Genomic DNA, 23,636 nt, shown 5'->3' with positions numbered 1-23,636 from the left:
CCAAAACGAAAGACGGCCCTGGGCGTGCACCCAGAGCCGTCGGACAGGAGCCGTGACTCCCATGAGAAACCCTATCCGCAAGCGGCAGGCCAAGGCCTCGATCGACCACAACGCCCGTATCCCTGGCGAGCGCTTCACTATCTGGTTCGTCATGACCGGTGCCGTCGCCGCCATCCTCCTCGCCTTCGGCTTCGACTTCGGCAACGTCTGGGCGCTCGCGGCACGGCTCGGTGTGCCGGCCGAGGTCCAGCCGCTGACCGCGCCGGCCGTGACCATCAGCTACCTCGCCCTCATGGTTGGCCAGCAGTACCTCGCCCTGCGTGGCTGGACGAACGTCGAACTGCGCAAGCCCCGCCTGTGGCTGCTGCTTATCGGCATCATGACCTACGCCCTCAACTGCGGAGACGCCTTCATGCGTGAGGCCTACGGGGAGGCCGCCTTCGACGCCGTCATGCCGACCCTGTTGCTGATGTGGGGCGAACTGGCCCCCTGGCTGATGCGCCAGGTGAACACCGCCCGCGAGCGTGCCGCCGAGGCCGCCGAGGCCGCCGAGGCCGCCGAGCCGGCGATCGTCGAGGACGGCCGTCTCGACGGCATCGAGCGCGTCGTGGAGGAGCTGCTCGCGGAACTCATGGCCCAGGACGTGGAGCAGGAGGCCCGTGTCAGCAAGCCGCGAGGTCGGCGGGAGTCCAAGCTGCGCCCTACCGCGCGCGAGTTCATCTGGAAGTGGCTGGACGACGGGAAGATCTACGGCGACCACCCGGCTGCCGCCTGGCACAAGGAGTTGGTGGCCGCGATGGGTGAGGGCGAGGCGCCCACGATCGAGCGCTGCCGGCAGATCATGCGGGGCGAGTTCCCGAAGATCAAGGAGAAGTGGGAGGCGGCGCAGAAGGCCAAGCTGGAGGCGGACGAGCGGATTGAGGAGATCGAGGAGTCACTGAGCGCCTGACTCGCACGGAGCCCCGGTGGGCGAACGAGCCACCGGGGCTCTCTGCTGCCCAACAACAAGACGGACAACTTGTTCTTCAACTTGTTCCACAAGGGTGTTAGTCTGTGATCAGTCGCCAGGGCGAGCCTCCGAACAGCGGCGGTCCGCGTTACCGCGCAGTCAGCCGCCCTGGCGACTGTTCCCTACACGTACTTGAGGAGACTGGCGTGGATTTCTCTGACGCCCCGGCAGAGTCGGTTCTGACCGCGAACACGCCGGAATCCGCATTCGGACGCAAGGCCGCCCAGTGGGCCCTGATCAAGCACCGCGTCGACACCCAGACCACGCTGCTCAACAAGCTCCGTGACGAGATGGCCGTGGACCTGCGCGAGGTCGGGATCCAGGACGAGAAGGGCAGCTACATCATTGAGCTGCCGCGCCCCCTGCGGGTCGGCGAGAAGTCCTTCAAGGGCATGAAGCTAGAGCGGTACACCAGCCAAGGCCTGGACGAGGACGAAGCCGAGGACATCGCCCGCGTCCTCGACAACGAGGCAACCGCCAACGGTGCCGACGCCGTCGTCTACGAGCGGCTCTTCCCCATGGTCCGCCAGTTCGACCCCCAGGAGGCATACGTCCTCTACCAGGAGGGTCTCCTGACGGACGAGCACATGGAGCGCATCTTCCCCGAGAAGGAAGGCTTTCGGTTCAAGCGGGTGGACGCATGAGGGACTGGGACAGCGAGTTCGCCACGATCGCCGGCCCTCCACCGACGCAGTTCTACCCCGGCTCCACCCGCCGCATCTCGCGCCGACCGGTGCGGACACAGACCGACGTCCCGGCCGTCCACCAGGACACCTACGTCGATCAGGACCGCTGGGACGCCAAGCCCCAGGTCAAGCCCTTCGCCGGCGGCTACCGCGAGTTCTTCGGGATCGGAGACCTCGCCAAGGCCCTGCACCGCGACGCCGTGACGATGCGCAAGTGGGAGGCGAACGGAGTCATCCCCAAGGCCACCTACCTCATCAGCGGCAAGACCGCGAACGGCAACCGCCGCCTCTACACCCGCGAGCAGATCGAAATCATCGTCCGCATCGCGCACGAGGAGGGTCTGTTCGACGGCGACCCCCGCGGCATCCGCATTACCGACACGAACTTCACCCAGCGGGTCAAGGACGCATTCGAGCAGATCAGGCAGAAGGAGACGGCGGCGTGAAGCCGGTTCTGGAGTACGAGAAGACGGTCACCGAACGCTTCAACCTCGGCTCCTACGAGCACATCGAGGTAACCGCCCGGGTCAAGTCCAACGATCCGCGGGTCCTGGACGACGCCATCGACGAACTGCTCGCACGCGAACGGCAGATGGCCGCCGACCTCACCACCGAGGACAACTCCTTCGCGCACGTCCACCCCGCCATCACCGACGACGAGGACTGATATGGCCCGAGGCACCATCGACGACATCTTCGACGAGGAGGAAACCACCTCCCGCCGGCCCGGACGTAGCCGGCGCAGCGCGCTCGACGAGGACGACGCCCCGAAGACGCGACGCGGCCGAAAGGCTCAGGGCCGTGACGTGTTCGACGAGGATGACGACACCCTCCGCAGGGGCAAGGAGCGCACCAATACCGCGCGCAAGCAGGGCGCCGCGTCGGGCTGGGACGCCTTCGACGAGGTCGCCGGCAGCGGTGGCCAGGACTTCGAGGCCAAGAACGAGATGCGCCTGGAGATCACCAAGGATCCCCAACTCATCCGACTCATGCAGCCCGAGCCGTTCGACTCCTACGAGTACCACTACGTCCGCGAGATCACCTCCGGCAAGCGTTCCTTCCGAGGGCTCGCGCCAGCCGAGGACTGCCCGCTCTGCGACGACCTCGACCACTACGGCCGCAAGGTCGCCGCCTTCAACGTGGCCGTGTGGGACGAGGACGACGAGAAGTGGGTCCACAAGGTGTGGGAGGTTGGCATCCGCGCCGCCCGCACCCTCCAGGCCATCGCCAAGGACCCCAAGAAGGTCGGCAAGGAGCACGTCGGCGACCTCACCTCGCCGCAGCTCTACATCGCCGTCCACAAGACCGGCAAGGGCACCAAGACCGAGTACCACGTCGAGGCAGTCAAGGCCCGCGATGTCGAGTCCGACTGGGACGCCGACGAGCTGACCGACGAGGACTACGAGCGACTGTCCAAGTCCCTCTACTCCGACGCCTGGGAGCGACGCTGCACCCGCGCCGAACTGGAGGCCGCCGTACAGAAGGTCCTCAATGGCGTGGACGACGACGAGGACGACGACTAGACCACCCGACCGGCCGCTCCCCACCTGTACCCCTCTCCTCCGGGTGGGGAGCGGCCACCCTCTCGCGAAGGAAACGCATGCCGATCCTCGGCCTGTGCGCGGGATTCGGCGGCCTGGAAATCGCAGTAGAGGAACTCACAGGCGAGCCCGTTGCCTACGTGGCAGAGGTCGACCGCTACGCCACCCAGATCCTCGCGCACCACCACCCAGACATCCCCAACCTCGGGGACATCACCTCCATCGACTGGACCGAACTCGTCGGCCAGATCGACATCGTCTGCGCGGGCTTCCCGTGCCAGGACATCTCCAACGCAGGTCACAGGAAGGGCATCGATGGCGAGAAGTCGGGCGTCTGGCGAAACGTCGCCGAAGCCGTTCGCACACTTCGACCACGCCTCGTCTTCCTGGAGAACGTCAGCGCCATCGCCCGACGAGGACTCGACCGAGTACTCGGGGACCTGGCCGCGATCGGGTACGACGCGCGGTGGATGTGCTTTCGAGCTTCCGAAGTTGGAGCAGCCCACCACCGCGACCGATGGTTCTGCGTCGCCTTCCCTTCTGCCGACGCCCCTGGCGCGGGACTGGAAGGCGGGCACGGGCAGTCGGCACGGGAGGATGAGCCGACCGCTCAGCGAGGTGGCCCTGCTTCTGCCGGCCGAGCCCCTTCCGCCGAAGATGCTTCCGACACCAACCGCCTCCAACCCCAACGATGGGGAGTCCTTGGCCTCGTGGGAGGCACGCCGACAGCGGAACCTGGCCAAGGGGATCAACGGCAACGGCCAGGGGATCCCGCTGGGCATGGCGGTGAAACTTCTGCCGACCCCGAGGGCCAGCGACGGTCCCAAGGGTGGACCGAATCAGCGAGACAGCAGCGGCAACTACACCTCGTTGCCGGGAGCGGTGACGCATCTGCTGCCGACTCCGACCGCTTCGGACGGCAAGGGCGGCGCCGGACACGCCCCCAACTCGACTGGGTCGATGAACCTGAGGACGGTCGTCACTCACCTGCCGAGTGGTGGGGAGAGTACTGGCCGGCCATCCACCGCTGGGAATCCATCATCGGCGTCCCAGCGCCGTACCCGACCGAGATTGGGCCCCGAGGCGGACGCCGCCTGACCGCAGCCTTCGCCGAGTGGCTGATGGGCGTCCCCGGCCGCGTCACCACCGTTCCGGATCTCAGCCGCTCTCAGCAGCTCCACAAGATCGGCAACGGCGTCGTCCCGCTCCAGGCCTATACCGCCTACCGCCTCATCCTCCTTGAGCTTCTGCTCAACGAACGACTCCAAGTCGCAGCTTGATACGGAAGGACCACGAGACGTGCGCGACGTCATCCTGACGATGGCAGACCTCGACGAGGCTGTCGCGTACTTCTCGCGGTACGACGAGTTCGTCATCGACATCGAAACCGTCGGCGACCACCGCGGCGTCCCGGTCGCCAACGAGATCCTGTGGATCGCACTCGCCACCTACGGCCGCGCGGTCGTCATCCCGATGGGCCACCCCAACGGCGACCGCCTGATCAGCAAGGCGACCTGGCGCAAGAACAAGCAGACAGGGGAGCGGGAGACAGTCCCCGCAGTGTGGAGCGCCCCGCCCAAGCAACTCCGCCCGAGCCAGGTATTCAAGGCCCTGGAGCCGCTGCTCTTCTCCAGCCGGCGAAAGGTCGCCCACAGCGCGACGTTCGACCTCGGCAGCCTCGCCAAGTACTACGGCGGCCGGGTGCCGCCCAAGCCCTACGGCTGCACCCTGGTCGGTTCCTGGCTGCTCGACGAAAACCGCCTCAACGGCCTGAAGAGCCTGGTCGAGAAGCGCTACAAGCACAAGTACGACACCGAGAACGTCGGCAAGGCCGTAGAGAAGTACGGCTTCGGCACAGTGGCCCGCTACGCCTACCTCGACGCCAAGTACACCTGGTTGTTGTGGAGGGCGATGTGCGGCGACCTGGTCGAGCAGGACCTCTCCCGCATCATGGCGCTCGAACTCGGCGTCACCGAAGTCCTGCTCGACATGCACCCCACAGGGGCCTGCATCGACGAGGACCGGCTCCTGGAGCTGGAACACGAACTCGTCATCGCCCTGGAAGAGATTAAGACCCGGCTCTTCCGGGCCGCCGGCAAGGTCTTCAATGTCGGCAGCCCCCAGCAGCGACAGGACATCCTCTTCCAGCCCAAGTCTCAGGGCGGCCAAGGGCTGAAGCCCATCAAGCTCACCGACGGCGGGAAGAGCAAGAAGCGCAACGGCGAGAAGATCGGCTTCCGCGACTGGAGCACCGACGCCGAGACCTTGGAGGCCTATCCGGAGAACGAGGTCTGCCGGATCCTCCTGGAGTACGCCGAGGTCGACAAGCTGTTGTCGACGTACGTCTATGGCTACCTCGGCAGGGCGGACCAGCCACGGAGGATCTTCAACGGCCGAATCCACCCCATCTTCAAGCAGTACGGCGCCCGAACCGGCCGATTCTCCTGCTCGGCACCGAACCTCCAGAACGTGCCTCGGCCTGGCACACCACTCGGCACCAAGATCCGCAGCCTGTTCATCGCGCCCAAGGGGCACAAGCTCCTGGTTGCCGACTGGGGCCAGATCGAGCTACGCGTCCTCGCCCATTACCTCGGCCGCGGTGCGCTCTACGAGGGCTTCCTGGCCGGGGTGGACGCCCATACGGCCACCGCAGCCCTCGTGTTCGGGGTCTCCTGGGACGATGTCACCAAGGAGATGAGACAGGTCGCCAAGGGCCTCAACTTCGCGATCGTGTACGGCGCGGGACCCGAGACCGTTGCGGCCATGGCCGGCATCACGGTGCGCGAAGCCGAGCGCATCATGGGCGTTCACGAGGAGCAGTTCCCCGAGATCTACGAGTTCAAGCGGTCGGTCGTCAGCACCGTCCGCAAGCGTGAGACGCACGACCTCACCACGCTGCTCGGCCGCAAGCGCCGGCTTCCGGAGATCGTCTCCAAGCTGGGATGGCTCCGCTCCAAGGGCGAGCGCCGTGCGGTCAACAGCCTCATCCAGGGCTCCTCGGCCGACCTGATCAAGCTCGCCATGATCCGCCTGCACAAGGCCATCAAGGAGAGTGGCCATGCCGGCATCAAGCTCTCCCTCACGGTCCACGACGAGTTGGTCGTCATCTGCCCGGACGACCTGGTCGACGTCGGCTCCAAGATCCTCCAGGAGGCGATGATCGGCGAGGGAATCCAGCACCTCATCAAAGTCCCCCTCACCGCCGACGTGGTCGTCTGCGACCGCTGGTCCGACGCCAAGGATTGAGTAATGAGAGTAATTCCTTTCGAGGTCCTCAAGGCCGAACTGGCTCAGGACCTCAATGCTGGCCGAGCCGAGAACGACCTGTTCGTTAAGGTCGGCCAAGTCGGGCGCAGCAGCGATGTGCTCGAAATGGAGCAGCTCGAATCCGCTGAGCGGCTGGCGGCCGTTGAGCCCCTGGTGCCGCTGCTGGCGGTCTACGGAGCGCTCACCACCGACGTCCTTTTCGGAGGTATTCTGGACACCTCTGATTTGGAAGACGACCCGGCTGAGCATTCGGCGTTCCGCACGGACTACCAGGCAATCCTGACCGCCTCCGTCATCGCGGTGATGGCCAATCTCATGGACAAGGGACTCATCCAAAGCGGAGTGGTGTAGTGAGCAACTTCTGGAACAAGCACCTCGGCACCCCTGCGGCCCTGGCCTACCAGCCCCCCGCGCCTATGTACCAGCCGCCGGCACCCCAATACCAGCAGCCGGCTCCCCAGTATCCGCAGCAGTACCAGCAGCCCGCCCCGCCGCCCCGTCAAGCCGCACACGCCAGAGACGCCGAAATGTGCCCGGAGTGCGGCGGCAGTAACTACTTCGCTGCCCCGACAGAGCCCCGCGCCGGCAAGCGCTGCTACGAATGCGGATTCCCCAAGCTCCACAGCACCTCCGGGATCTCGGTCAAGTCGGAGGGCAAGGCGACCCCCGCGCGACAGACGGCGGCAAACAAAAGTGGCGGCTTCTCGATGACAGTCGTCGGCCGCATCGGATAACCGGAGAGTATGTGAGCACCATCCTGACCCCGGACGGCACCCTCCAGGACCCGTACCGGAACTACATCGCGCTGTCCCGATACGCGCGCTACCTGGAAGCCGACGAACGCCGGGAAACTTGGGCGGAGACCGTCGACCGCTACTTCACGTTCGTGACCCAGCACCTGGCGGAGAAGTTCGACTACCGCCCGGACAAGGACCTGCTCTACGCGATGCGGCACGCGGTCCTCCAGCATGACGTGATGCCGAGCATGCGCGCCGTCATGACGGCCGGCAAGGCGCTGGAACTGTCCAACATCGCCGGCTTCAACTGCTCCTACCTCCCCCTGCTCGACATACGGGCCTTCTCCGAATTGCTCTACATCCTGATGAACGGCACCGGGGTCGGTTACTCAGTGGAGCGCCATTACGTCGACCAACTCCCGCCCGTCCCCGCCGAGATCACCGCGGACCCCACCGGCCAGGTGATCGTCGTGGAGGACTCCAAGCTCGGCTGGGCCACCGCGTTCGACGAGCTGCTTCGCTCGGTCTGGCTCGACGGACACGTGCGCATCGTCGACTACTCCAAGATCCGGCCGGCCGGCGCCCGTCTGCGTACCTTCGGCGGCCGGGCCAGCGGCCCCGAACCGCTGAAGGACCTGTTCAACTTCGCCATCAAGATGATGCACCGGGCTGCCGGCCGTCGGCTGAAGCCGATCGAGGCGCACGACCTAGCCTGCAAGATCGCCTCCGTCATCGTGGTGGGCGGTGTGCGCCGCTCGGCGATGATCAGCCTGAGCGACCTGGACGACGCCGAGATGGCCGCCGCCAAGTCGGGGGAGTGGTGGAAGGAACACCACCACCGCGCTCTGGCGAACAACAGCGCCGTCTACTACGACGGCATGGACCGCGAGGCGTTCGACGTCGAGTGGGCCAACCTGGTGGGCTCCGGATCCGGCGAGCGCGGCATCTTCCACCGCGGCGCCGCTCAGCGCCAGGCAGCCAAGTACGGACGACGTGACGCAAATGTTGTGTATGGGACAAATCCGTGCAGCGAGATCATTTTGCGTCCGTTCAGTTTCTGTAACCTCTCCGAGGTGGTGGTCCGCGAGGACGACACGGAGGAGACGCTGGCCCGCAAGGTCGAGCTGGCCACGATCCTGGGGACCTGGCAGAGCACCCTGACCGACTACCCCTTCCTCCGACAGGAGTGGCGCGAGAACGCCGAGCGTGAGCGCCTGTTGGGTGTCTCTCTGACCGGGTTCTTCGGCTCCGACCTGCTCGTCACCCAGCCGGCTGAGCAGCGCAACGACCTGCTCGACTCCCTGCGGGAACTGGCGACCGCAGTCAACGCCGTCTACGCCGACGAGTTGGGCATCAACCGCTCGCACGCCATCACCTGCGTCAAGCCCTCCGGTACCGTCTCCCAGCTCACCGGGGTCTCCTCGGGCCTGCACACCTGGCACAGCGAGTACTACATCCGGCGCGTCAGGGCCGACAAGAAGGACCCGCTGTCCCAGCTCATGCAGACCTACGGCGTGCCGTGCGAGGACGACGTCATGTCCCCCTCGAACAACGTCTTCTCCTTCCCGATCAAGGCACCGGCCGGCGCGATCACCCGCGACCAGATCACCGCGGTCGACCACCTGAAGCTCTGGCTGGACGTCCAGCGGCACTGGTGCGACCACAAGCCCTCGGTGACTATCTCGGTGCGCAACGAGGAATGGGGCGAGGTGGGCGAGTGGGTGTGGGCCCACCTCGACGAGATCAGCGGCGTGTCCTTCCTGCCGCACAGCGACCACACGTACCAGCAGGCACCGTACGAGGAGTGCTCTCGGACGGCCTATGAGGAGCTGCTGTCCCGCATGCCGGCAGAGATCCACTGGGAGGACCTGCCGTTCTGGGAGACAGAGGACAGCACGACCGGGAGCCAGGAGCTGGCGTGCACGGCTGGCGCCTGCGAAGTCGTTGATTTGATCGCTGGCTGACGAGAACGAACAAGGGGCCGCCCACCGGGCGGCCCCTTGGTTACGCAGATACGGATTCCTCGTCCTGTCTTGCACCCTCGTGTCCGCGCCAGCGTCGCAGCGCGCCGCCGAGCATGGGCAACGTCAGTCCGGCGAAGAGGAAGATCACTGCTAGGCCGGAGAAGGTCGGACTCATCTTCTCCTCGACGGCCAGCGACCATGGGTGGCCGAGTGTGTAGAGCAGAACGTATGAGCCCTTGCTGATCGTGTACGCAACTCCGAGGGCGGCGGCGACGGACGACATGGCGAAGCCCCAGCCCGTCCAGGGCCGCGTTCCCCAGTTGCGCTGCGCGGTACGTCCGCACATGAACGCGAGCTCGGCGCATGTGATCAGGACGTACGAGAGGTATATGAGGAGGTAGGAAGCGATTCGCGGGTTGTCGACATGCTCGGTCGTGAACTCGACGTTGCGGCCGTTGGTCGCGAGGAAGAGCGGGACCATGATGCAGAGCCAGACGAGGGCGGCGAAGCTGCGCTGGATCAGTGCGGTGCGGAGATAGTCCTGACGATAGGCCAGGTCCACCATCGTGATCTGAAGGCTCGCGCACCAGAGGATCGCACAGAAATGGGCGATGAGCTTCCCGACGTTGGGCACACCCGTGACGTCCGTGGCGAGTGATTCCACGGCCGGGACCGCGAAGAACACGCCGAGCGTGCAGATGCCGAAGGCCGTCGCGATCGACCAGGTGAAGACTCTCGGCTGCCTGCGCGCCCTTCGAACGCACAGCGTGGTGACAAATAGACCTACAACGGTGCAAGCCCACCATATGGCGCTATACAACGGTTACCCTTCCAGTGCATCGGCCGCATATTGCGCAGCCTCGTCTACGCTACGACGTTTCGCCGGCTTGGACTGCATGCTGGTGTCCTCTGCGAACGTGATCGGACTTAGGCCAAGATCGTCACGTCGGCGCTGAAGGTCCGCAATCACGTTTTCCACCTCGGCTGTGGGCAGACCTGCGAGGAGACGAACGACGCGCCGGGCGGCTGGGTCCTCGAAGCCAGTTAGTGCGTCTAGGTCGTCGTAGCTCTCGTGAGGCAGCAGGTACGCCGGAGGGGCCTTCAGTACCTCGCTCAACGACAGGAGGGTCTCCGTCGTCGGGTTCGGCTTGGAGCCGTTGAGCATTCCGGAGATCAACGCGTGGGAGACGGACTTGACGTCCGGAGCCTGGTCGATGGCCGCAGACAAGGGTCGAGGCGTGAGTCGGTGGCGGTCCATCAGTCCCTTGAGCTTGGCGGCTACAGACATGCCGCTTCTCACCGGACGGGACTCGCTCGCCCTGATGTCGTTTCACCTGCTGTCCGATTCGTCGCCATAAGAGGGCCTTTTCTGGGGGGTGCAGAGCCTGTGAGTGGATCTACTGCCTACTTTAGTTGACAGCGATGTGTCAGGGAACGCATGCTCAGTGAGCGGACGTTGACTGCCGGGTGTGCACCGGTTGGTCCCTCTGTGTGCGAGAGGTGCGCCTTGCGGCGTCCGGGGGAGCGTGGAGCGTCATCGTGATGGCAGAGGGCTGGGGAGTCCGGATTCCTGCGTCGGGCGAGGAGATCGTTGATGAGATGCTGGCCGGCGACGTGCTGGCCCAGGCTGTCGAGGATGGCTGGGTGAAGTGCCATATTCACCTCGGTACGGGCGCGGTCGTCTACAGGCTCGCCACCAGCATCGCGGCAGCAGCATGACCGTATGACGCCAAGGCCCCCGACCAATCGGTCGGGGGCCTTTTTCGTTCCCGAACTCGTAATCGATCCGTGATCGTCATGAGCAACTCGACTCCCTGGCTGTGACCTGCATCGGCACCTAATCTCCTCTTGAACGACAAGTTGAGGAACAACTTGTAGAACAAGTGAGGGGTAGGCGTGGCGCCGACAGCGGAGGCACTAGCACTCATGGCCCAGCTCAACAAACGCTTCGGGCCCGAGACCATGATCATGGCCTCCCAGATGCGGCACGTACCGCCGATCGCCAGCGGCAACCTGCCGCTCGACATCATCCTGGGCGGGGGCTTCCCGGCGAACAAGTGGACCGAGATCATCGGCTACGAGAGCAGTGGCAAGACCACCGTCGTCCACAAGACCATCGCCCACCAGCAGGCCAAGAATCCCGAGTTCTCCACGCTGTGGATCGCGGCCGAGGACTACGACAAGGAGTGGGCCCAGCAGCTCGGCGTCGACACCGACCAGGTCGTCGTCGCTGAGATTCGGGCGATGGAAGAGGCGTACGAGGTCATGCTCGAATTCGCCGCCTCCCGCGCGGTCGACGCCATCGTCCTCGACTCCTACCCGGCCCTCATCCCCGCGGAAGAGGACGCCAAGGCCATGGACGAGCTGACCGTCTCGGTCGGCGCGAAGGTGACCAACAAGTTCTACCGCAAGGCCGGCAAGGCGACGAAGCGCAGCCACCTGAACGAAGAACGCTCGGTCATGGGCATCGTCATCAACCAGTGGCGCGAAAAGGTCGGAGCCTTCAGCCCCCAGGGAACGCCGAAGACCACCCCCGGCGGCCTCGGCAAGAACTTCGCCTACTGGACCCGCCTGGAGGTCTCCCGCGCCGAGTTCCTCGACGAGGCGACCCCAGGCAAGGGCAAGACCCGAGTCGGCCAGGCCATGAAGTTCAAGACCATCAAGCACAAGAGTGCCGGCCCTCAGAAGACTGCCGAGACCCACTTCTACTGGAGTGACGCCCCCTCCCGCGGTATCACCGCGGGCTCGTGGGACGCAGTACGCGACCTCATGACGTGGGGCGTCTACTACGACGTCATCCGGCGCCGAGGCCGCTACTTCGATTTCGCCGACCGTACCTGGGACACCAAGGACTCGATCATCGACTCCCTGCGCGGCGAACTCGACCTTCAGGACGACGTAGCCGCAGCGGTTCTGCACGCCGCCTTCGCCAACGACACCGAGGCGGTCGCCGCGTGACCGGCGCCCTGGCCGGCCTGGCGTTCGCCGAGGCCGTCTACATCGTCTTCGTCTCCTGGCGGGCCAGCCGCTTCCTCAAGCGGAAGTCCGACGAGATCGACCAGCTCCTGAGCATGATCCGGACGAGGGTCTCAGGTGACGAACCGAGGCCTTAAGCGATCCCAGAAGCAGGAGAAGAACCTCGCCGCGAAATACGACGGCAAGAGGAGCCCCGGCTCGGGAAACGGCTGGATCCACAAGAACGACGTCCGCAATGACGAATTCAGCTTCGAAGCCAAGACCACCGAGAAGAGCCAGTACACGCTCAAGCTCGACGACCTCAAGCTGGCTGAGCGCAACGCACTGCTTTCCGGGAGAGAAATGGTCTTCGTCATCGAGATGGGAGGGAGGAACTGGATGGTGCTCTCCCAGGAAACTTTCGACACCATCCTGGAGACCTAGTGGCCCTCTACTCCCGATGCTCGGCACCTGACTGGACCGGCGGCGACGAACCTGAATTCGAAGCCAAGTGCCGCAAATTCCAGACACCCTCCCGCGACAACGACCCATGGTTCGACGACATGCGGGAAGCAGCAGCCATCTGCAATGGCGACACCGACGGAAGTATCTGCCCGATGCGCCAGCGCTGCCTGAACTGGGCCATGAAGAACTGCGAGCGCTACGGCGTCTGGGGCGGAATGCTCCCCAACGACCGAGCCAAGCTCCGCAAGCAGTACAGGAACACGAAGAAACCGGAGATGTGGCCATGGCAGCCCCCAAGCGAAAGGCTCCCCGAGCCGTAAAGCGCCGGGCACCGATACCCAGCTCCCTCTCCGACTTCCTCAGCGAGAAGCGCGGGGCTGGCGAAGAGAACTTCCTCGGCACCGTGCGCAAGCACATCGTCGAGAAGAACAAGGCCGACCACAGCCGCCGGCAGGACATCATCCACCCCTCGGAGATGGTCAAGGACGACTGGTGCCCCAAGGCCACGTTCCTGCGCATCACGACGGGCGTGCACCACAAGCAGAACTTCGGGTTCCAGTCGCTCAACATCTTCGACACCGGACACGAAAGCCACCGCAAGTGGCAGGGACGGGCCTGGGACATCGGCTGGCTGGAGGGCATGTTCAAGTGCCTCCACTGCTCGGTCACATGGTGGGACCGAAGCCCGCATAGGTGCCCCACGCCGGACTGCAAGAGCAAGGCCCTGGAGTACGCGGAAGTGCCGCTCTCGGCCGAAGACAGCCATCTGATCTCAGGCCACAGCGACGGGATGCTCACCCCGGCCCGGAGCCTGCTGGAGATCAAGACAGTGGGCGAGGGGACGGTCCGGTTCGAGGAGCCCGAGAGGCTCTCGAAGTACCTGGTCACCATCCCCGACGGCAGCAAGATGGTCGACCTGCCGGCCATGTGGGGATCCATCAAGGTCCCCTTCCCCAGCCACATCCGCCAGGGCCAGATCTACCTGTGGCTGGCCCAGGCTCGCGGACTCGACGTCGACCGGATGACCTACATCTACGAGTCGAAATTCAACCAGGACGTCAAGCAGTTCGTCGTCCGGGCCAACCCCGACATCATCGCTCCGCTGCTGGAGACAGCCAGGGACATCAAGGAGCGCGTCGCAGCCGGCGACTCCGCCCCTGACTGCGTCACAGGCGACGTCTGCAAGCAGTGCAAGCCATACCAGCAGGAGACCGAGACTGATGGCGAGGAAGCCCCTCGACGAGGACGACGACAAGCTCTCGGCGAGGACGACACAGAAGCTCGGCCGACGGGGACTGAAGCTGAGAAGCCGCCCCGAGGACGACATGCCGGATCTGCCGGCAAGCCTGACCGAGCTGACCGACGACAAGCTGATGGAGCTGTTCGTCGAGTTCACCAGGTGGGCCGAGTACGCCGGAACACAGCTAGCAGCAGCCGCGGTCGACGAGAAGGACTCTGAAGCCCACCTCGAACGCTGCAAGGCGATGGCCGCAGTCAAGGCGAAGAACGAGAAGTCCGTGACCGCCCAGAAGGCCGCAGCCGCCTCCGACGAAGACGTCCTCGAAGCCGACGCCGAATACCGCAAGGCGTACGCCGTCCGAAAGCTCACCGAGGCCATCTACAGCGGCGCCGACCGAAAGGCCGCCGTCGTCTCCCGAGAACTCACCCGGCGCATCGGCCGGAGCGACCGAGAAAGCAGGGCAACACGATGGGCAGCCTGACCCTACGATGCATCCTCGCCGCCGTCACGACCTGCATCGGATATGGATGCGCGGCCGGTGCCGGGGCGTTCCTCGCGCTCGTCACCCTCGGCGTCGTCCAGTGGTCGCTGACCGTCTTCCTCTTCCTGGCCGGCCCCGCCCTCTCCTTCAGCATCGCCGCCGAATGCTTCCAGAACCCCAAGAAGGGCCCCAAGCATGCAGCCCGTTGACCAGGGTCAACTCTGGCTGGACAAGCACTCCAAGGGCGAGCGCGTTGTCTATATCCAGTCCGTCACTCCCAACTTCGGGGGCTACGCGAACTGCATCTCCTACAACTTCGCGAAGAACAGCCGGCGTTACGTGCAGATAAAGCTCGCCGGCTTCCACAACCAGTTCCGCTGCCTCGCTACGTAACGCCTCCCGGAGACAACTTCAGCATGGCAATAACGCCAGCCAAGATGGACGATGATGGCGAGGCGCTGGCCGCCCTTACCCTCGACGAGGCCATCGAGCGCTCGCACCGCATCATCGACCAGGCCATCGCGATGACCGAGGACGACGGCAAGGAAGTCACCGCCGTCTGCGCCCTCTTCTCGGGCGGCAACGACTCCACCACCATGCTCCACCTGGTCCGCGACCGAGTTACCCACGCCGTCCACGTCAACACGACCATAGGCATAGAGCAGACCCGCGAATTCGTCCGCGCCACCACCGCCGACATGGGCCTCCCGTTGATCGAGGCCTACCCGCCACACAGCTACGACGAGCTGGTCCGCGGCGAAGTCATCGCCAGCAAGGGCAAGCATGAAGGTGAGCCCGTCTGGAAGGGCTTCCCCGGCCCCGCCGGCCACCAGATGATGTACACCCGCCTCAAGGAACGGGCGCTGCGCATGGTACGCAACCAGTTCGTCTCCAACCCGTTCCGCCAGCGCGTCATCTTCCTCGCTGGCATGCGCGTCTTCGAGTCCTCCCGCCGCTGGCGCAACGCCAACGAGATCGACCGCGAAGGCAGCATCGTGTGGGCCTCGCCCATCGTGCACTGGACCAACGACCACATGCGCGAGTACCGGGCACTCCACCAGGTCCCCCGCAATGAAGTCTCCGACCTCATCCACATGAGCGGCGAGTGCCTGTGCGGAGCTTTCGCCAAGCCCGGCGAACTCGATGAGATCGCCTTCTGGTTCCCGGAGACAGCCCAGCGGATCCGCGACCTCGAAGCCCAGGTCAAGGCCCGCGGCATCGCGGCCTGCAAGTGGGGTGAGCGCCCGCCCAAGCAGCGAGCGTCCACCGCCGGCCGCCTCTGCACCACCTGCGAGTGGGCAGAGGAAGGCGCCGACCCTGGCCCCTCCATCGAGGAGTGGGTAGCCAACCCGTCCATCACCCGCAAGGCCGCCTGAACCCCGGAGCAACCTCTCGTGCCCACACCCGTCACCCCGACCGTCCGCATCATCGGCCGGCCGCACCTGGACCGCGATGAACTCAACCGCTACCTCACGGAAGTCGGCGCCCAGGGCTGGGCCTCGCAGCGAACCCACTTCAACGACGCACAGGACGTCGTCGAGGTCGCAGGCCGCACCTGCTATCGCTCCTGGGCCCCGCGGCTGAACCCCAACGTCACCCGCGTACGCAATGACTCAGACGAGTACCTCGGGAACATCGTTGCCCACCGACACGGCAGCGTCATGGAGCACGCCCAGTACACGTTCATCCTCCAGGACGTCTCGCGGGTCTTCACCCACGAGTGGGTACGCCACCGCCAAGGCGTCGCGATATCGCAGGAGTCGCTCCGCTACGTCAGGCTCGTCGACCTGCCCTTCTGGTTTCCCGAGTGGGCCCAGAACGACGCCGAACTGGTCCGTCGCGGACACGACGTGCTCACCGCCCTGGAGGAGTTCCAGGAGTGGATGGCCGACCACTTCCAGCTCGACGCGCCCGGAGTGTCCTTCCACGAGAAGAAGGCCAAGACCAGCTTCATGCGGCGCTTCGCCCCGGAAGGACTGGCCACGGTCCTGGTCTGGTCGGCCAACATCCGCACCATCCGCCACGTCATCGAGACGCGCACCGACGAAGGCGCCGAAGAGGAAGTCCGCCTGGTAGCCAACCAGATCGGCGAACTGATGGCGATCGAGACACCAGCCCTCTTCGACGACTACGTGATCACCGACGGCGGTGCCTGGACCACCCAGCACCGCAAGGTCTGACCCGCCACAGATCCCTCCCCGAAAGGCACCATCTTGCCTGGCATCTTCGACCCGATCATCGACCTGCTTCCCGTCAAGGCCCGCGTCATCAAGGACCCCCTCAGCAAGCGCTTCGGCGTGCACTTCGCCAGGGTCGAGCCCGGCAGCGGCGCCGCGATACATCAGGGCCGCTACAACAGCATCCGCGGGCAGCTCGAATTCACCGCCCCGCACTACGACACTCAGCCGGCCGTTCTCACGCTGACGCGGGCCGAGTGCGACACGCTCTACGACGCCCTGGCCAAAGCGCTCGGCAAGACGCCCGACCAGACGCTGAAGGACGAGATCGCCGCCGGCAAGAAGGCGCTCGCCGAGGCGCAGCAGGAGCGCGACGACGCCCGCAACCGCAACCGTGTCCTGATCAACGAAGCGGGCCGACACAAGAACGAGCTGCGCGACACTCAGGCCCGCCTCGCCCAGGTCACCGAGCTCTACAACGGCCTGCTGGACCGGCTGACGGCATGACCCTCATTCCTGCCCCGCATGCGACCCGATGTGGCTGCGGCCGGCTGATCGAAGCCGATGAATACGCGGGCCAGGTCGACGGCCACACCATCTGCGAAGTCTGCGTCGCCCCCGACTGGGACGACGACTACGCCACCACCTTCGACTACCTCTGAGCACACCCGGAGCACCACTTGACCAACGTCACCGACTTCCGTCCGTGGCCGAAGATCCCCCGCTTCAACCGTGAGTTCGTCATCACGGAGAAGCTCGACGGCAGCAACTCCCAGGTCGCGATCAAGCGCCTGGCCGACGACGAGGACGCCACCCGCTACCTCAACGAGCACGGCTACAGCGTCGTGTCCAAGGACGACGGCCTGTACGTCCTGCGTGCCGGCAGCCGCAAGCGGTGGATCGCCCCCAACCGGCAGAAGATGGATGGCACCCAAGCCCTCGACAACTTCGGCTTCGCCGCATGGGTCGCCGACAACGCCACCGCCCTGGCCAACCTCGGCGAGGGCACACACTTCGGCGAGTGGTACGGCCGAGGCATCCAGCACGGCTACGGCATGGACGGACGCAAGTTCGCTCTGTTCAACACCACGCGCTGGGGCACACGCGGCCAGGGCCTGCCCGACGAGTCGCCGGCTGAACTGACCGTCGTCCCCGAACTTGCCCGCGTCCGAGGACACCTCCTTAACGAAGCCATCCGAGACTCCATGCGCCTGCTGCGCACCCTCGGCTCCGTCGCCGAACCGGGGGCCAAGGCCGAAGGAGTCGTCATCTACAGCGTCGAAGCCAACCAGTGCTACAAGGCTCTGCTGGAGAACGACGACCTCCCCAAGGCACTGGCCGCATGACCGGCTACTACCTCGCCGCCTACGGCCCGATCGGCTACATCCTCATCGCCCTCGTCACGGCCAAATTCGTGGGTGGACCGATCTTCCGCGCCATGGACCTCGACTACGACCGCAGCGACACCGACGAGTTCGTGATGGCCGGTCTGTTCATCCTCATCGCCGCCATGCTCTGGCCCCTCACCCTGATCGGCTGGTGGGCCCTGCCCAAGAGATCGGAGGTCGAGAGCCAGTGAACTCCTGGTTCCACGCCCGGTCGGCGGCCCGGAAGTGGGGCGGAGACCCCACCGACTACCTGCCCATCAGCGAGTTCATCGACAGCTCCAAGCAGGTCATCGGCGACGTCCGCCACCGCGCCCTCTACCACCACACCCTCGGGGTTTACCTCTGCGAGCGGATCTTCGGCAAGACGTTGAAGGTCGGCCGCAAGGACATCCCCGTCCGCCTCATCGCCGAGCGCCACATCATCGAGGACCTCGGCTGGCTCCCCAGCCCCAAGGACTACATCGACGGCATGCCCATCGCGCCGTGGATGTCCGGAGCGAAGCGCAAGGAAGTTCCCCTCTCTCACATCCTCGGAGCAGCAGCCCAGTGACCGACCTGACCAGGACCGACGCGCCCCAGAACTTCCTGGGCATTCCGATCGTCGGCGATATAGCCTCCGGCTCGACCCGCGTCCCGCAGATCACCAAGGAGGAGTTCGCCGCGCTCCTCAAGCCGGTGCTGAACCACCCCGAAGTTCACTGCATCGGTTGGCGCCAGTACACCCCGTACTTCAACGACGGCGACCCGTGCGAGTTCTCCGCCCACGAGGTCTGGCTGGTCACCAAGAACGACCTGGAGCAGTACGAGTACCTCGTCGAGAACGACCCGTACATGGTCGAGGAAGACCTGGCCGTCGGCAACGAGCGCCACCCCACTCTGGGTGGCCGACCGTACCACTGGGACGACGATGCTCGCCGGATGGTGTACGAGGATTATCAGGGGAACCACCGGGCGCTCTACGACGCCGCCAACGCGCTGGACGCGGCGATTCAGTCAGGCAAGAGCGACCACGTGCTCATCGATCTGTTCGGCGACCACTGCCAGGTCGTGGTCTACAAGGACAAGATTGAAGTCGAGGAGTACTCGCATGACTGAGCCCGCCTTCCGTATCCGCACCCGAGGCGTCAACCAGCGCAAGGTGACGCTCATTGCCCTGGCCGCGCTCCTGGCCGGCGGGCTCGCCGGCTGCGGCATCAGCGAGAAGTACTCCGAGCCCTGGCGGGACGCTCCCCGATCCAGCACCGACAACGGAGCAGCGACCGTTTTCACCATGCCCGACGGCTTCGGCAACGGGGCCACCAAGTGTCTGGCCGGCACTGGGGTCCGCGTCACCACCCTGTACCACCAGGACGGTGCCTACGGGAGCGTGTCGACGATCCTCGACCCCGCCTGCAAGTAGTGCAAGGCCCCGATCTCGGGGCGATCGAGGAGCCGTGGGCCAAGGCAGTCCCCGGCCCTTACACCTTCTGGCTCGACGAAGGAGCCATGGCCTGGGTGGTAGATGACGATGGTCACCGCATCGCCGAGGTCCACGGCTCTACTGGCTCACCGCCCACGCGTTTGCACACGCCCCACCGACATCCGGGCCCTGCTGGACGAGGTCCGGCGACTCAGAAAGACCATCCATGACTCAGCGAGTTGAGCCCGGCCAGATCTGGGCCGACAACGACCCCCGCCGCGCCGGCCGCAAGATCCGCATCGACGACGTCAAGGCCAACTTCGCCTTCTGCACCGTCATACAGAACACCTACGAGGTCCAGCAGAAGATCGACACCTACGGGTTCGGCGCCGCCCAGGACCGCCGCGGCACCACCACCCGCATCGGCCTGTCCCGCTTCTACGACGAGAAGTACCGCCTGTGCGACTCCACCGAACTCCAGGCCATGAGCACTGCCCACTACGGCAACGTCGTGCGGCTGCCCAGCGCCTGCACTGACCTCACCCAGCACCGGTGGGTCCCGGTCACCGTCACCTACAACTCGTCCGCCCGGCCGATGTTCTTCCGCCCGGCCGAGCCCGACGCCTACGTGGTCGTCGCCGTCTGCCCCAAGTGCTGGGCCCACACCGACTTCCCCTCCAAGCGCATACCCGCCCCGACCACCCCTGGAGACCTCGCGGCATGAACCCGCTCCCCGAAGTTCTCGCCCTGGGCGGATACGCGTACGCCGGCAAGGACTCCGTCGCCCAGGTCCTCGTCGAGCGGTACGGCTACACCCGCATAGCCTTCGCCGACGCCGTCCGTGACGTGCTCGAAGCGATGAACCCTCTTGTCCCCACGCCCTACGGCGCGGTCAACCTCGCCTGGGTCCTCAAGGACGTCGGCTGGGACGTAGCCAAACGGGAGTATCCCGAGGTACGTCGGCTCATGCAGCGCCTCGGAGGCTCGGTCCGCGAACACATCGGCGAAGACGCCTGGATACACGCCGCGTTCCGCAAGGCCGAGGACCACCCGCGCGTCGTCTACACCGACGTCCGGCACAAGAACGAGTTGGAAGCGCTGGCCGATCTGGACCACTACACCATCTGGGTCTCCCGCCCTGGCATCGGCCCCCTCAACCAGGACATCTCCGAGAACCAACTCGGCCGGCTCGACTTCGATTTCGGGTTCTTCAACGAGGAAAGCCTGGAGAACCTGCCGGACCAGGTCGGGCTCTTCATGAGCAACATCTTCGGGGTGGAACCGTGAGGCAAGACGGTGAGCCACTGGAGATCTGCCCCGTCACCCTCGCGGAGGCCAAGGACTTCGTCCGCCAGCACCACCGACACCATACGGCCCCCACAGGACACAAGGTCAGCCTCGGCGTACGCACCGTCGACGGCGTATTGCGCGGCGTAGCCATCCTCTCCAGACCGGTGGCCCGCGCGTGGGACGACGGGCAGACGCTGGAGGCCACCCGCGTGGCCACCGACGGTACGAAGAACGCGTGCTCCGCGCTCTACGGCGCTTCCTGGCGCGTTGCCAGGGCCCTCGGGTATCGCCGACTGGTCACCTACACGCAGGAAGGCGAGTCCGGGGCGAGCCTGCGAGGAGCCGGCTGGAAGGTGATCGGACAGCGCAGAGCTCGACGTGGCTGGGATACCCCAGCACGGCACAGAGATGGCAAGGGCAACGACCAGGTCGCCCGCACTGTATGGGAGGCGGCATGACGGTCTGCTTGGGCATCGACCAGTCCTATTCGGGCATGGCCATGGTCGCCTACGACAGCGACACGCAGCGCCGCTACAGCTATCTCCACGCCTTCGCGGCCGACAGGTACGTCACGCAGTCCGACCGTCTCGACGCCGTGCAGATTCAGGTCGGACTCAACATCGACGACATCACGACCATGTTCGGCCGCATCGACGTGGTCGCCATGGAGGGCTACGCGGCCGGCGCAAAGTTCGGTAGGGAGCTGGCCGGCGAACTCGGGGGAGCGGTGAAGCTCGCCCTCCTCGACAAGCTGAACAAGCCCGCCTGCTACCCGATCATCATCGCCCCGACCAAGCTCAAGAAGTACACCACCGGGAAAGGCACCGCAGCGAAGGCCGAGATGCTGCTGGCTGTCTACAAGAAGTGGGGGGTGACCTACGACGACGACAACCTGGCCGATGCATACAGTCTCGCCCGCGCCGCCAACTCCTGGCTCACACGCACCGGCACGAAAGGCGAACTGGAGACTCTGAAAGACCTCAAGCGGTTCAAAGGCGAAACCCATCTCGTCTAAGCAGAAGCCCCGTCGCCCGGCGGGGCTTTTCGCGCATTAACACAATGCAGAAATATCCGCTTAGCCTGACGAAGGAGATCAATTCGAGGAGAAACGAATATGGACACCAAGAAGGAAAACGGCGACGACGCCGTCTTTTTCGTCAAGAGCTCGACCAGCGCCACCGACCTGGGTGCCGCCGTCGCTCACGCCATCTACGCCCGCAAGAACATCACCCTGCGTGCCATTGGCGCCGGTGCCATCAACCAGGCCGTCAAGAGCGTCCCGATCGCACAGGGCTACGCCGGCTCCCGCGGACACCGCCTCGCCATGCGGCCGGCGTTCTTCACCGCCACGGTTCCCGAGGGCGAAGTCTCCGGCCTTTCCTTCATCGTCTTCGACGAGGCCGCATAACACTGGGCACGGAATCACCCATAAACTGATGAGGCAGTTCCATCACACGTAGCTCACTCGCACTCTGCCCGGACTGCATCACACGGCATCTTGCGAGGAGCACAGTGTCCGAGAACGTCCTCTCCAGCGGAGAGTTCCCGACCATGGGAACGTCTGCCGCAACCACCTTTCGTGTCCGCAAGCCCGAGGCCGGCACCCTCGTCAGCAAGTCCGGCAACTCCAAGGGCGGCACGGGCGAGTCGGCTACCGCCAACCACCGCAACGGCGTCCTGAACCGCGACCCGATGGGTGGCCGAGGCGTCAAGGTCTGGCGCGAGTATTCCAACGCCGCCGAGTCCGCTGCGACCGGCCGCAACGTCAAGACGCTTCCGTCGAAGTTCACCACGGACGGGCGGTGACCGATGCTCCCCATCCTCGTACCGCTCCTCGCAGGAGCCGCCAGCGGGGTCGCCCGTGGCCTGACTGACGCCTTCACCGAGGGCGATGGAGAGTCCCGCCCGCAACAGCAGCAGGAGCCCACGCTCGTCAGGGAGACCAACCCGGTCTTCAACCAGAAGTGAGCAGAGGGACGCCCAGTGAGCAACACCCAGTACATCGCGCCCCTGGGCGTCCCCCAACCGGGCACGCCCACCTACGGCGGAGGCGGACGTACCGACATGGTCGGCGCCCGCAGCATCCTCGACGCCAAGCGCATGATGGCGTCAGGCCGAGTCCCCTCCGCCGAATATCCCGACGGCTACCTCGGCACCATCAACACCCGCCGCAGCGACCGCCTCGGCGACCAGGCACTCAACAGCCGACCCATGCGTGCCGCGCAGAAGAGCTACACCCGCGGAGTCCACCGGGGAGAGCGCGCCGACCCCGACGCCTACCTGTGGCCGTCCGACTTCAACCCCATGACCGCCCTGGAGTACCAGGCGCGCGGAAAGAAGTGGACCCAGCACGGCCAGCAGCCGGCGGACACCCGCCTCGTTGGAACCGGGGCCATGCACATGAACGATCCCGACCGCCTGACCGCCTTGCGCAGTCTCCGCCCCCAGTGGAGATGACATGCAGAACCAGGACGGCGTCTACGACCGCACCAAGCCATGGGCCAGCCTTCCCGAGCGTCAGGTCAGCGACGTCCTCGCCTACCTGGCCAGCCAGGCACCAGCCTGCTGGACCCCTCCCAAGCCGGCCCCGAAGACCAGCAAGCACGAGCCCACCATCTACGACGTGCTCGGCATGACCAAGGGAGACCAGCGTGGCTGACAAGAAGCCTATGAGCATGTTCGACCGGCGCCGCGCCGGACGCGGCGACAACGTGAAGTTCACCGTCGGGGACGCTGGCAACCTCACCGGCCCCACCGCAGCCGACCGGTTCACGTCCCTCTTCAACGACCGCAGTTCGAAGCTCGGCGGCAAGGACCTCAAGCTCGGCGGAAAGGCGGCCATCTGATGGGTCTGCCCACACAGCGCAGCCTCAACGGCGACCTCGACAACGGCCTCGACGACGGCCGCTCGCGCCAGTCCAAGCCCAACTGGGGCGGACATACCCCCGCCGACTACGACGCCTTGGACCACAACTGGCGCGCACTGCACGGATGCGAGCCCGTCCAGGGCCGCCACGGCTCGCGCTACTGACCACAC

The 23,636-nt window shown here is 65.5% G+C and carries 40 protein-coding genes; 38 read left to right on the top strand and 2 right to left on the bottom strand.

Annotation, left to right across the window (positions count from 1 at the left end; genetic code table 11):
- Positions 1 to 61 precede the first annotated feature (61 nt).
- The 9 genes from AB0A69_RS07710 (at position 62) to AB0A69_RS07670 (ending at position 9,204) form a co-directional block, all read left to right on the top strand.
- Positions 62 to 949, top strand: coding sequence for a hypothetical protein (locus AB0A69_RS07710; protein WP_361416438.1), 888 nt, complete (start codon positions 62 to 64; stop codon positions 947 to 949).
- A gap of 206 nt (positions 950 to 1,155) precedes the next feature.
- Positions 1,156 to 1,653: a hypothetical protein gene (locus AB0A69_RS07705; protein WP_361416435.1), complete on the top strand. Its 498-nt coding sequence runs from the start codon at positions 1,156 to 1,158 to the stop codon at positions 1,651 to 1,653.
- Positions 1,650 to 2,141 carry a hypothetical protein gene (locus tag AB0A69_RS07700; protein ID WP_361416432.1) on the top strand — a complete coding sequence of 164 codons (492 nt, stop codon included), beginning with the start codon at positions 1,650 to 1,652 and terminating at the stop codon, positions 2,139 to 2,141. The genes AB0A69_RS07705 and AB0A69_RS07700 overlap by 4 nt, the downstream gene beginning before the upstream one ends.
- Positions 2,138 to 2,362, top strand: a complete 225-nt coding sequence (locus tag AB0A69_RS07695; RefSeq protein WP_361416429.1) for a hypothetical protein — start codon at positions 2,138 to 2,140, stop codon at positions 2,360 to 2,362. The genes AB0A69_RS07700 and AB0A69_RS07695 overlap by 4 nt, the downstream gene beginning before the upstream one ends.
- Position 2,363: 1 nt before the next feature.
- On the top strand, positions 2,364 to 3,218 hold the full coding sequence (locus AB0A69_RS07690) for a hypothetical protein (protein ID WP_361416426.1): 855 nt from the start codon (positions 2,364 to 2,366) through the stop codon (positions 3,216 to 3,218).
- A 77-nt stretch (positions 3,219 to 3,295) separates the two neighbouring features.
- Complete coding sequence (locus AB0A69_RS07685) at positions 3,296 to 4,516, top strand: DNA cytosine methyltransferase (RefSeq protein ID WP_361416423.1); 1,221 nt, start codon at positions 3,296 to 3,298, stop codon at positions 4,514 to 4,516.
- A 19-nt stretch (positions 4,517 to 4,535) separates the two neighbouring features.
- The gene (locus AB0A69_RS07680; protein WP_361416420.1) at positions 4,536 to 6,482 is read left to right on the top strand and encodes a DNA polymerase; all 1,947 of its coding nucleotides are present in this window, start codon (positions 4,536 to 4,538) and stop codon (positions 6,480 to 6,482) included.
- 3 nt (positions 6,483 to 6,485) lie between these two features.
- Positions 6,486 to 6,854, top strand: coding sequence for a hypothetical protein (locus AB0A69_RS07675; protein WP_361416418.1), 369 nt, complete (start codon positions 6,486 to 6,488; stop codon positions 6,852 to 6,854).
- 394 nt (positions 6,855 to 7,248) lie between these two features.
- Complete coding sequence (locus tag AB0A69_RS07670) at positions 7,249 to 9,204, top strand: hypothetical protein (protein ID WP_361416415.1); 1,956 nt, start codon at positions 7,249 to 7,251, stop codon at positions 9,202 to 9,204.
- Positions 9,205 to 9,244: 40 nt separating this feature from the next.
- Here AB0A69_RS07670 and AB0A69_RS07665 read toward each other — a convergent pair whose 3' ends face one another.
- Together AB0A69_RS07665 and AB0A69_RS07660 are read right to left on the bottom strand one after the other, a co-directional pair.
- Positions 9,245 to 9,889 (bottom strand): hypothetical protein, encoded by a 645-nt coding sequence (locus AB0A69_RS07665; protein WP_361416412.1) that lies wholly within the window; start codon positions 9,887 to 9,889, stop codon positions 9,245 to 9,247.
- A 138-nt stretch (positions 9,890 to 10,027) separates the two neighbouring features.
- Positions 10,028 to 10,492, bottom strand: a complete 465-nt coding sequence (locus AB0A69_RS07660; RefSeq protein WP_361416409.1) for a hypothetical protein — start codon at positions 10,490 to 10,492, stop codon at positions 10,028 to 10,030.
- A gap of 254 nt (positions 10,493 to 10,746) precedes the next feature.
- Between AB0A69_RS07660 and AB0A69_RS07655 the strand changes: the two genes are divergently transcribed.
- The 29 genes from AB0A69_RS07655 to AB0A69_RS07515 all read left to right on the top strand — a co-directional run bounded on the left by AB0A69_RS07655 (position 10,747) and on the right by AB0A69_RS07515 (position 23,630).
- On the top strand, positions 10,747 to 10,923 hold the full coding sequence (locus AB0A69_RS07655) for a hypothetical protein (protein ID WP_361416406.1): 177 nt from the start codon (positions 10,747 to 10,749) through the stop codon (positions 10,921 to 10,923).
- Positions 10,924 to 11,130: 207 nt separating this feature from the next.
- The gene (locus tag AB0A69_RS07650; protein ID WP_361416403.1) at positions 11,131 to 12,162 is read left to right on the top strand and encodes a hypothetical protein; all 1,032 of its coding nucleotides are present in this window, start codon (positions 11,131 to 11,133) and stop codon (positions 12,160 to 12,162) included.
- Positions 12,159 to 12,317: a hypothetical protein gene (locus tag AB0A69_RS07645; protein WP_361416400.1), complete on the top strand. Its 159-nt coding sequence runs from the start codon at positions 12,159 to 12,161 to the stop codon at positions 12,315 to 12,317. The genes AB0A69_RS07650 and AB0A69_RS07645 overlap by 4 nt, the downstream gene beginning before the upstream one ends.
- Positions 12,298 to 12,603, top strand: coding sequence for a hypothetical protein (locus AB0A69_RS07640; RefSeq protein WP_361416398.1), 306 nt, complete (start codon positions 12,298 to 12,300; stop codon positions 12,601 to 12,603). The genes AB0A69_RS07645 and AB0A69_RS07640 overlap by 20 nt, the downstream gene beginning before the upstream one ends.
- On the top strand, positions 12,603 to 12,944 hold the full coding sequence (locus tag AB0A69_RS07635; RefSeq protein ID WP_361416395.1) for a WhiB family transcriptional regulator: 342 nt from the start codon (positions 12,603 to 12,605) through the stop codon (positions 12,942 to 12,944). The genes AB0A69_RS07640 and AB0A69_RS07635 overlap by 1 nt, the downstream gene beginning before the upstream one ends.
- Complete coding sequence (locus tag AB0A69_RS07630) at positions 12,908 to 14,083, top strand: hypothetical protein (protein WP_361416392.1); 1,176 nt, start codon at positions 12,908 to 12,910, stop codon at positions 14,081 to 14,083. Before AB0A69_RS07635 ends, AB0A69_RS07630 begins: the two co-directional genes overlap by 37 nt.
- Entirely contained in the window at positions 13,998 to 14,345 is a 348-nt protein-coding gene (locus AB0A69_RS07625; protein ID WP_361416389.1) for a hypothetical protein, read from the top strand. Before AB0A69_RS07630 ends, AB0A69_RS07625 begins: the two co-directional genes overlap by 86 nt.
- The gene (locus AB0A69_RS07620; protein WP_361416387.1) at positions 14,333 to 14,554 is read left to right on the top strand and encodes a hypothetical protein; all 222 of its coding nucleotides are present in this window, start codon (positions 14,333 to 14,335) and stop codon (positions 14,552 to 14,554) included. The genes AB0A69_RS07625 and AB0A69_RS07620 overlap by 13 nt, the downstream gene beginning before the upstream one ends.
- Complete coding sequence (locus tag AB0A69_RS07615) at positions 14,541 to 14,738, top strand: hypothetical protein (RefSeq protein WP_361416384.1); 198 nt, start codon at positions 14,541 to 14,543, stop codon at positions 14,736 to 14,738. Before AB0A69_RS07620 ends, AB0A69_RS07615 begins: the two co-directional genes overlap by 14 nt.
- Positions 14,739 to 14,761: 23 nt before the next feature.
- On the top strand, positions 14,762 to 15,721 hold the full coding sequence (locus tag AB0A69_RS07610) for a phosphoadenosine phosphosulfate reductase family protein (protein ID WP_361416381.1): 960 nt from the start codon (positions 14,762 to 14,764) through the stop codon (positions 15,719 to 15,721).
- A gap of 18 nt (positions 15,722 to 15,739) precedes the next feature.
- Positions 15,740 to 16,525: an FAD-dependent thymidylate synthase gene (gene thyX, locus AB0A69_RS07605; protein WP_361416378.1), complete on the top strand. Its 786-nt coding sequence runs from the start codon at positions 15,740 to 15,742 to the stop codon at positions 16,523 to 16,525.
- Between the two features lie 33 nt (positions 16,526 to 16,558).
- Positions 16,559 to 17,029, top strand: coding sequence for a hypothetical protein (locus AB0A69_RS07600; RefSeq protein ID WP_361416375.1), 471 nt, complete (start codon positions 16,559 to 16,561; stop codon positions 17,027 to 17,029).
- Entirely contained in the window at positions 17,026 to 17,184 is a 159-nt protein-coding gene (locus tag AB0A69_RS07595) for a hypothetical protein (protein ID WP_361416372.1), read from the top strand. Before AB0A69_RS07600 ends, AB0A69_RS07595 begins: the two co-directional genes overlap by 4 nt.
- Positions 17,185 to 17,202: 18 nt before the next feature.
- The gene (locus AB0A69_RS07590) at positions 17,203 to 17,868 is read left to right on the top strand and encodes an RNA ligase family protein (RefSeq protein WP_361416370.1); all 666 of its coding nucleotides are present in this window, start codon (positions 17,203 to 17,205) and stop codon (positions 17,866 to 17,868) included.
- Positions 17,865 to 18,101, top strand: coding sequence for a hypothetical protein (locus tag AB0A69_RS07585; RefSeq protein WP_361416368.1), 237 nt, complete (start codon positions 17,865 to 17,867; stop codon positions 18,099 to 18,101). Before AB0A69_RS07590 ends, AB0A69_RS07585 begins: the two co-directional genes overlap by 4 nt.
- Complete coding sequence (locus AB0A69_RS07580; RefSeq protein ID WP_361416366.1) at positions 18,098 to 18,460, top strand: hypothetical protein; 363 nt, start codon at positions 18,098 to 18,100, stop codon at positions 18,458 to 18,460. The genes AB0A69_RS07585 and AB0A69_RS07580 overlap by 4 nt, the downstream gene beginning before the upstream one ends.
- On the top strand, positions 18,457 to 19,005 hold the full coding sequence (locus AB0A69_RS07575) for a hypothetical protein (RefSeq protein ID WP_361416364.1): 549 nt from the start codon (positions 18,457 to 18,459) through the stop codon (positions 19,003 to 19,005). Before AB0A69_RS07580 ends, AB0A69_RS07575 begins: the two co-directional genes overlap by 4 nt.
- Positions 18,998 to 19,309, top strand: a complete 312-nt coding sequence (locus AB0A69_RS07570) for a hypothetical protein (RefSeq protein ID WP_361416362.1) — start codon at positions 18,998 to 19,000, stop codon at positions 19,307 to 19,309. The genes AB0A69_RS07575 and AB0A69_RS07570 overlap by 8 nt, the downstream gene beginning before the upstream one ends.
- Before the next feature lie 226 nt (positions 19,310 to 19,535).
- Positions 19,536 to 20,033 (top strand): hypothetical protein, encoded by a 498-nt coding sequence (locus AB0A69_RS07565; protein WP_361416360.1) that lies wholly within the window; start codon positions 19,536 to 19,538, stop codon positions 20,031 to 20,033.
- A complete protein-coding gene (locus AB0A69_RS07560; protein WP_361416358.1) occupies positions 20,030 to 20,596 on the top strand; it encodes a hypothetical protein in 567 nt (188 codons plus the stop codon). The genes AB0A69_RS07565 and AB0A69_RS07560 overlap by 4 nt, the downstream gene beginning before the upstream one ends.
- Positions 20,593 to 21,057 (top strand): XF1762 family protein, encoded by a 465-nt coding sequence (locus tag AB0A69_RS07555; RefSeq protein ID WP_361416356.1) that lies wholly within the window; start codon positions 20,593 to 20,595, stop codon positions 21,055 to 21,057. Before AB0A69_RS07560 ends, AB0A69_RS07555 begins: the two co-directional genes overlap by 4 nt.
- 8 nt (positions 21,058 to 21,065) lie before the next feature.
- A complete protein-coding gene (locus AB0A69_RS07550) occupies positions 21,066 to 21,614 on the top strand; it encodes a hypothetical protein (protein ID WP_361416354.1) in 549 nt (182 codons plus the stop codon).
- 99 nt (positions 21,615 to 21,713) lie between these two features.
- The gene (locus AB0A69_RS07545; protein WP_361416352.1) at positions 21,714 to 22,007 is read left to right on the top strand and encodes a stage V sporulation protein S; all 294 of its coding nucleotides are present in this window, start codon (positions 21,714 to 21,716) and stop codon (positions 22,005 to 22,007) included.
- Between the two features lie 143 nt (positions 22,008 to 22,150).
- Entirely contained in the window at positions 22,151 to 22,405 is a 255-nt protein-coding gene (locus tag AB0A69_RS07540) for a hypothetical protein (protein WP_361416350.1), read from the top strand.
- Positions 22,406 to 22,408: 3 nt separating this feature from the next.
- Positions 22,409 to 22,567: a hypothetical protein gene (locus tag AB0A69_RS07535; RefSeq protein WP_361416348.1), complete on the top strand. Its 159-nt coding sequence runs from the start codon at positions 22,409 to 22,411 to the stop codon at positions 22,565 to 22,567.
- Positions 22,568 to 22,582: 15 nt separating this feature from the next.
- The gene (locus AB0A69_RS07530) at positions 22,583 to 23,056 is read left to right on the top strand and encodes a hypothetical protein (protein ID WP_361416346.1); all 474 of its coding nucleotides are present in this window, start codon (positions 22,583 to 22,585) and stop codon (positions 23,054 to 23,056) included.
- Between the two features lies 1 nt (position 23,057).
- A complete protein-coding gene (locus AB0A69_RS07525; protein WP_361416344.1) occupies positions 23,058 to 23,258 on the top strand; it encodes a hypothetical protein in 201 nt (66 codons plus the stop codon).
- Positions 23,251 to 23,445 (top strand): hypothetical protein, encoded by a 195-nt coding sequence (locus AB0A69_RS07520; RefSeq protein ID WP_361416342.1) that lies wholly within the window; start codon positions 23,251 to 23,253, stop codon positions 23,443 to 23,445. Before AB0A69_RS07525 ends, AB0A69_RS07520 begins: the two co-directional genes overlap by 8 nt.
- The gene (locus AB0A69_RS07515) at positions 23,445 to 23,630 is read left to right on the top strand and encodes a hypothetical protein (RefSeq protein ID WP_361416340.1); all 186 of its coding nucleotides are present in this window, start codon (positions 23,445 to 23,447) and stop codon (positions 23,628 to 23,630) included. The genes AB0A69_RS07520 and AB0A69_RS07515 overlap by 1 nt, the downstream gene beginning before the upstream one ends.
- Positions 23,631 to 23,636: the final 6 nt, after the last annotated feature.

Source organism: Streptomyces sp. NPDC045431, from assembly GCF_040646655.1.
In the GTDB taxonomy this organism is placed as follows: domain Bacteria; phylum Actinomycetota; class Actinomycetes; order Streptomycetales; family Streptomycetaceae; genus Streptomyces.
The sequence above is the reverse complement of the archived record's forward strand: the minus strand, read 5'-3'. Positions and strand labels throughout refer to the sequence as shown.

Bases quoted from the DNA above. Each gene is read 5' to 3' on its own strand.
- AB0A69_RS07570 (WP_361416362.1), top strand. From the start codon at position 18,998: ATGACTGAGCCCGCCTTCCGTATCCGCACCCGAGGCGTCAACCAGCGC.
- AB0A69_RS07625 (WP_361416389.1), top strand. From the start codon at position 13,998: ATGGAGCTGTTCGTCGAGTTCACCAGGTGGGCCGAGTACGCCGGAACA.
- AB0A69_RS07515 (WP_361416340.1), top strand. From the start codon at position 23,445: ATGGGTCTGCCCACACAGCGCAGCCTCAACGGCGACCTCGACAACGGC.
- AB0A69_RS07630 (WP_361416392.1), top strand. From the start codon at position 12,908: ATGGCAGCCCCCAAGCGAAAGGCTCCCCGAGCCGTAAAGCGCCGGGCA.
- AB0A69_RS07685 (WP_361416423.1), top strand. From the start codon at position 3,296: ATGCCGATCCTCGGCCTGTGCGCGGGATTCGGCGGCCTGGAAATCGCA.
- AB0A69_RS07595 (WP_361416372.1), top strand. From the start codon at position 17,026: ATGACCCTCATTCCTGCCCCGCATGCGACCCGATGTGGCTGCGGCCGG.
- AB0A69_RS07660 (WP_361416409.1), bottom strand. From the start codon at position 10,492: ATGTCTGTAGCCGCCAAGCTCAAGGGACTGATGGACCGCCACCGACTC.
- AB0A69_RS07540 (WP_361416350.1), top strand. From the start codon at position 22,151: ATGGGAACGTCTGCCGCAACCACCTTTCGTGTCCGCAAGCCCGAGGCC.
- AB0A69_RS07615 (WP_361416384.1), top strand. From the start codon at position 14,541: ATGCAGCCCGTTGACCAGGGTCAACTCTGGCTGGACAAGCACTCCAAG.
- AB0A69_RS07545 (WP_361416352.1), top strand. From the start codon at position 21,714: ATGGACACCAAGAAGGAAAACGGCGACGACGCCGTCTTTTTCGTCAAG.
- AB0A69_RS07675 (WP_361416418.1), top strand. From the start codon at position 6,486: ATGAGAGTAATTCCTTTCGAGGTCCTCAAGGCCGAACTGGCTCAGGAC.
- AB0A69_RS07585 (WP_361416368.1), top strand. From the start codon at position 17,865: ATGACCGGCTACTACCTCGCCGCCTACGGCCCGATCGGCTACATCCTC.
- AB0A69_RS07700 (WP_361416432.1), top strand. From the start codon at position 1,650: ATGAGGGACTGGGACAGCGAGTTCGCCACGATCGCCGGCCCTCCACCG.
- AB0A69_RS07560 (WP_361416358.1), top strand. From the start codon at position 20,030: ATGAACCCGCTCCCCGAAGTTCTCGCCCTGGGCGGATACGCGTACGCC.
- AB0A69_RS07525 (WP_361416344.1), top strand. From the start codon at position 23,058: ATGCAGAACCAGGACGGCGTCTACGACCGCACCAAGCCATGGGCCAGC.
- AB0A69_RS07535 (WP_361416348.1), top strand. From the start codon at position 22,409: ATGCTCCCCATCCTCGTACCGCTCCTCGCAGGAGCCGCCAGCGGGGTC.
- AB0A69_RS07650 (WP_361416403.1), top strand. From the start codon at position 11,131: ATGGCCCAGCTCAACAAACGCTTCGGGCCCGAGACCATGATCATGGCC.
- AB0A69_RS07690 (WP_361416426.1), top strand. From the start codon at position 2,364: ATGGCCCGAGGCACCATCGACGACATCTTCGACGAGGAGGAAACCACC.
- AB0A69_RS07610 (WP_361416381.1), top strand. From the start codon at position 14,762: ATGGCAATAACGCCAGCCAAGATGGACGATGATGGCGAGGCGCTGGCC.
- AB0A69_RS07655 (WP_361416406.1), top strand. From the start codon at position 10,747: ATGGCAGAGGGCTGGGGAGTCCGGATTCCTGCGTCGGGCGAGGAGATC.
- AB0A69_RS07565 (WP_361416360.1), top strand. From the start codon at position 19,536: ATGACTCAGCGAGTTGAGCCCGGCCAGATCTGGGCCGACAACGACCCC.
- AB0A69_RS07620 (WP_361416387.1), top strand. From the start codon at position 14,333: ATGGGCAGCCTGACCCTACGATGCATCCTCGCCGCCGTCACGACCTGC.
- AB0A69_RS07710 (WP_361416438.1), top strand. From the start codon at position 62: ATGAGAAACCCTATCCGCAAGCGGCAGGCCAAGGCCTCGATCGACCAC.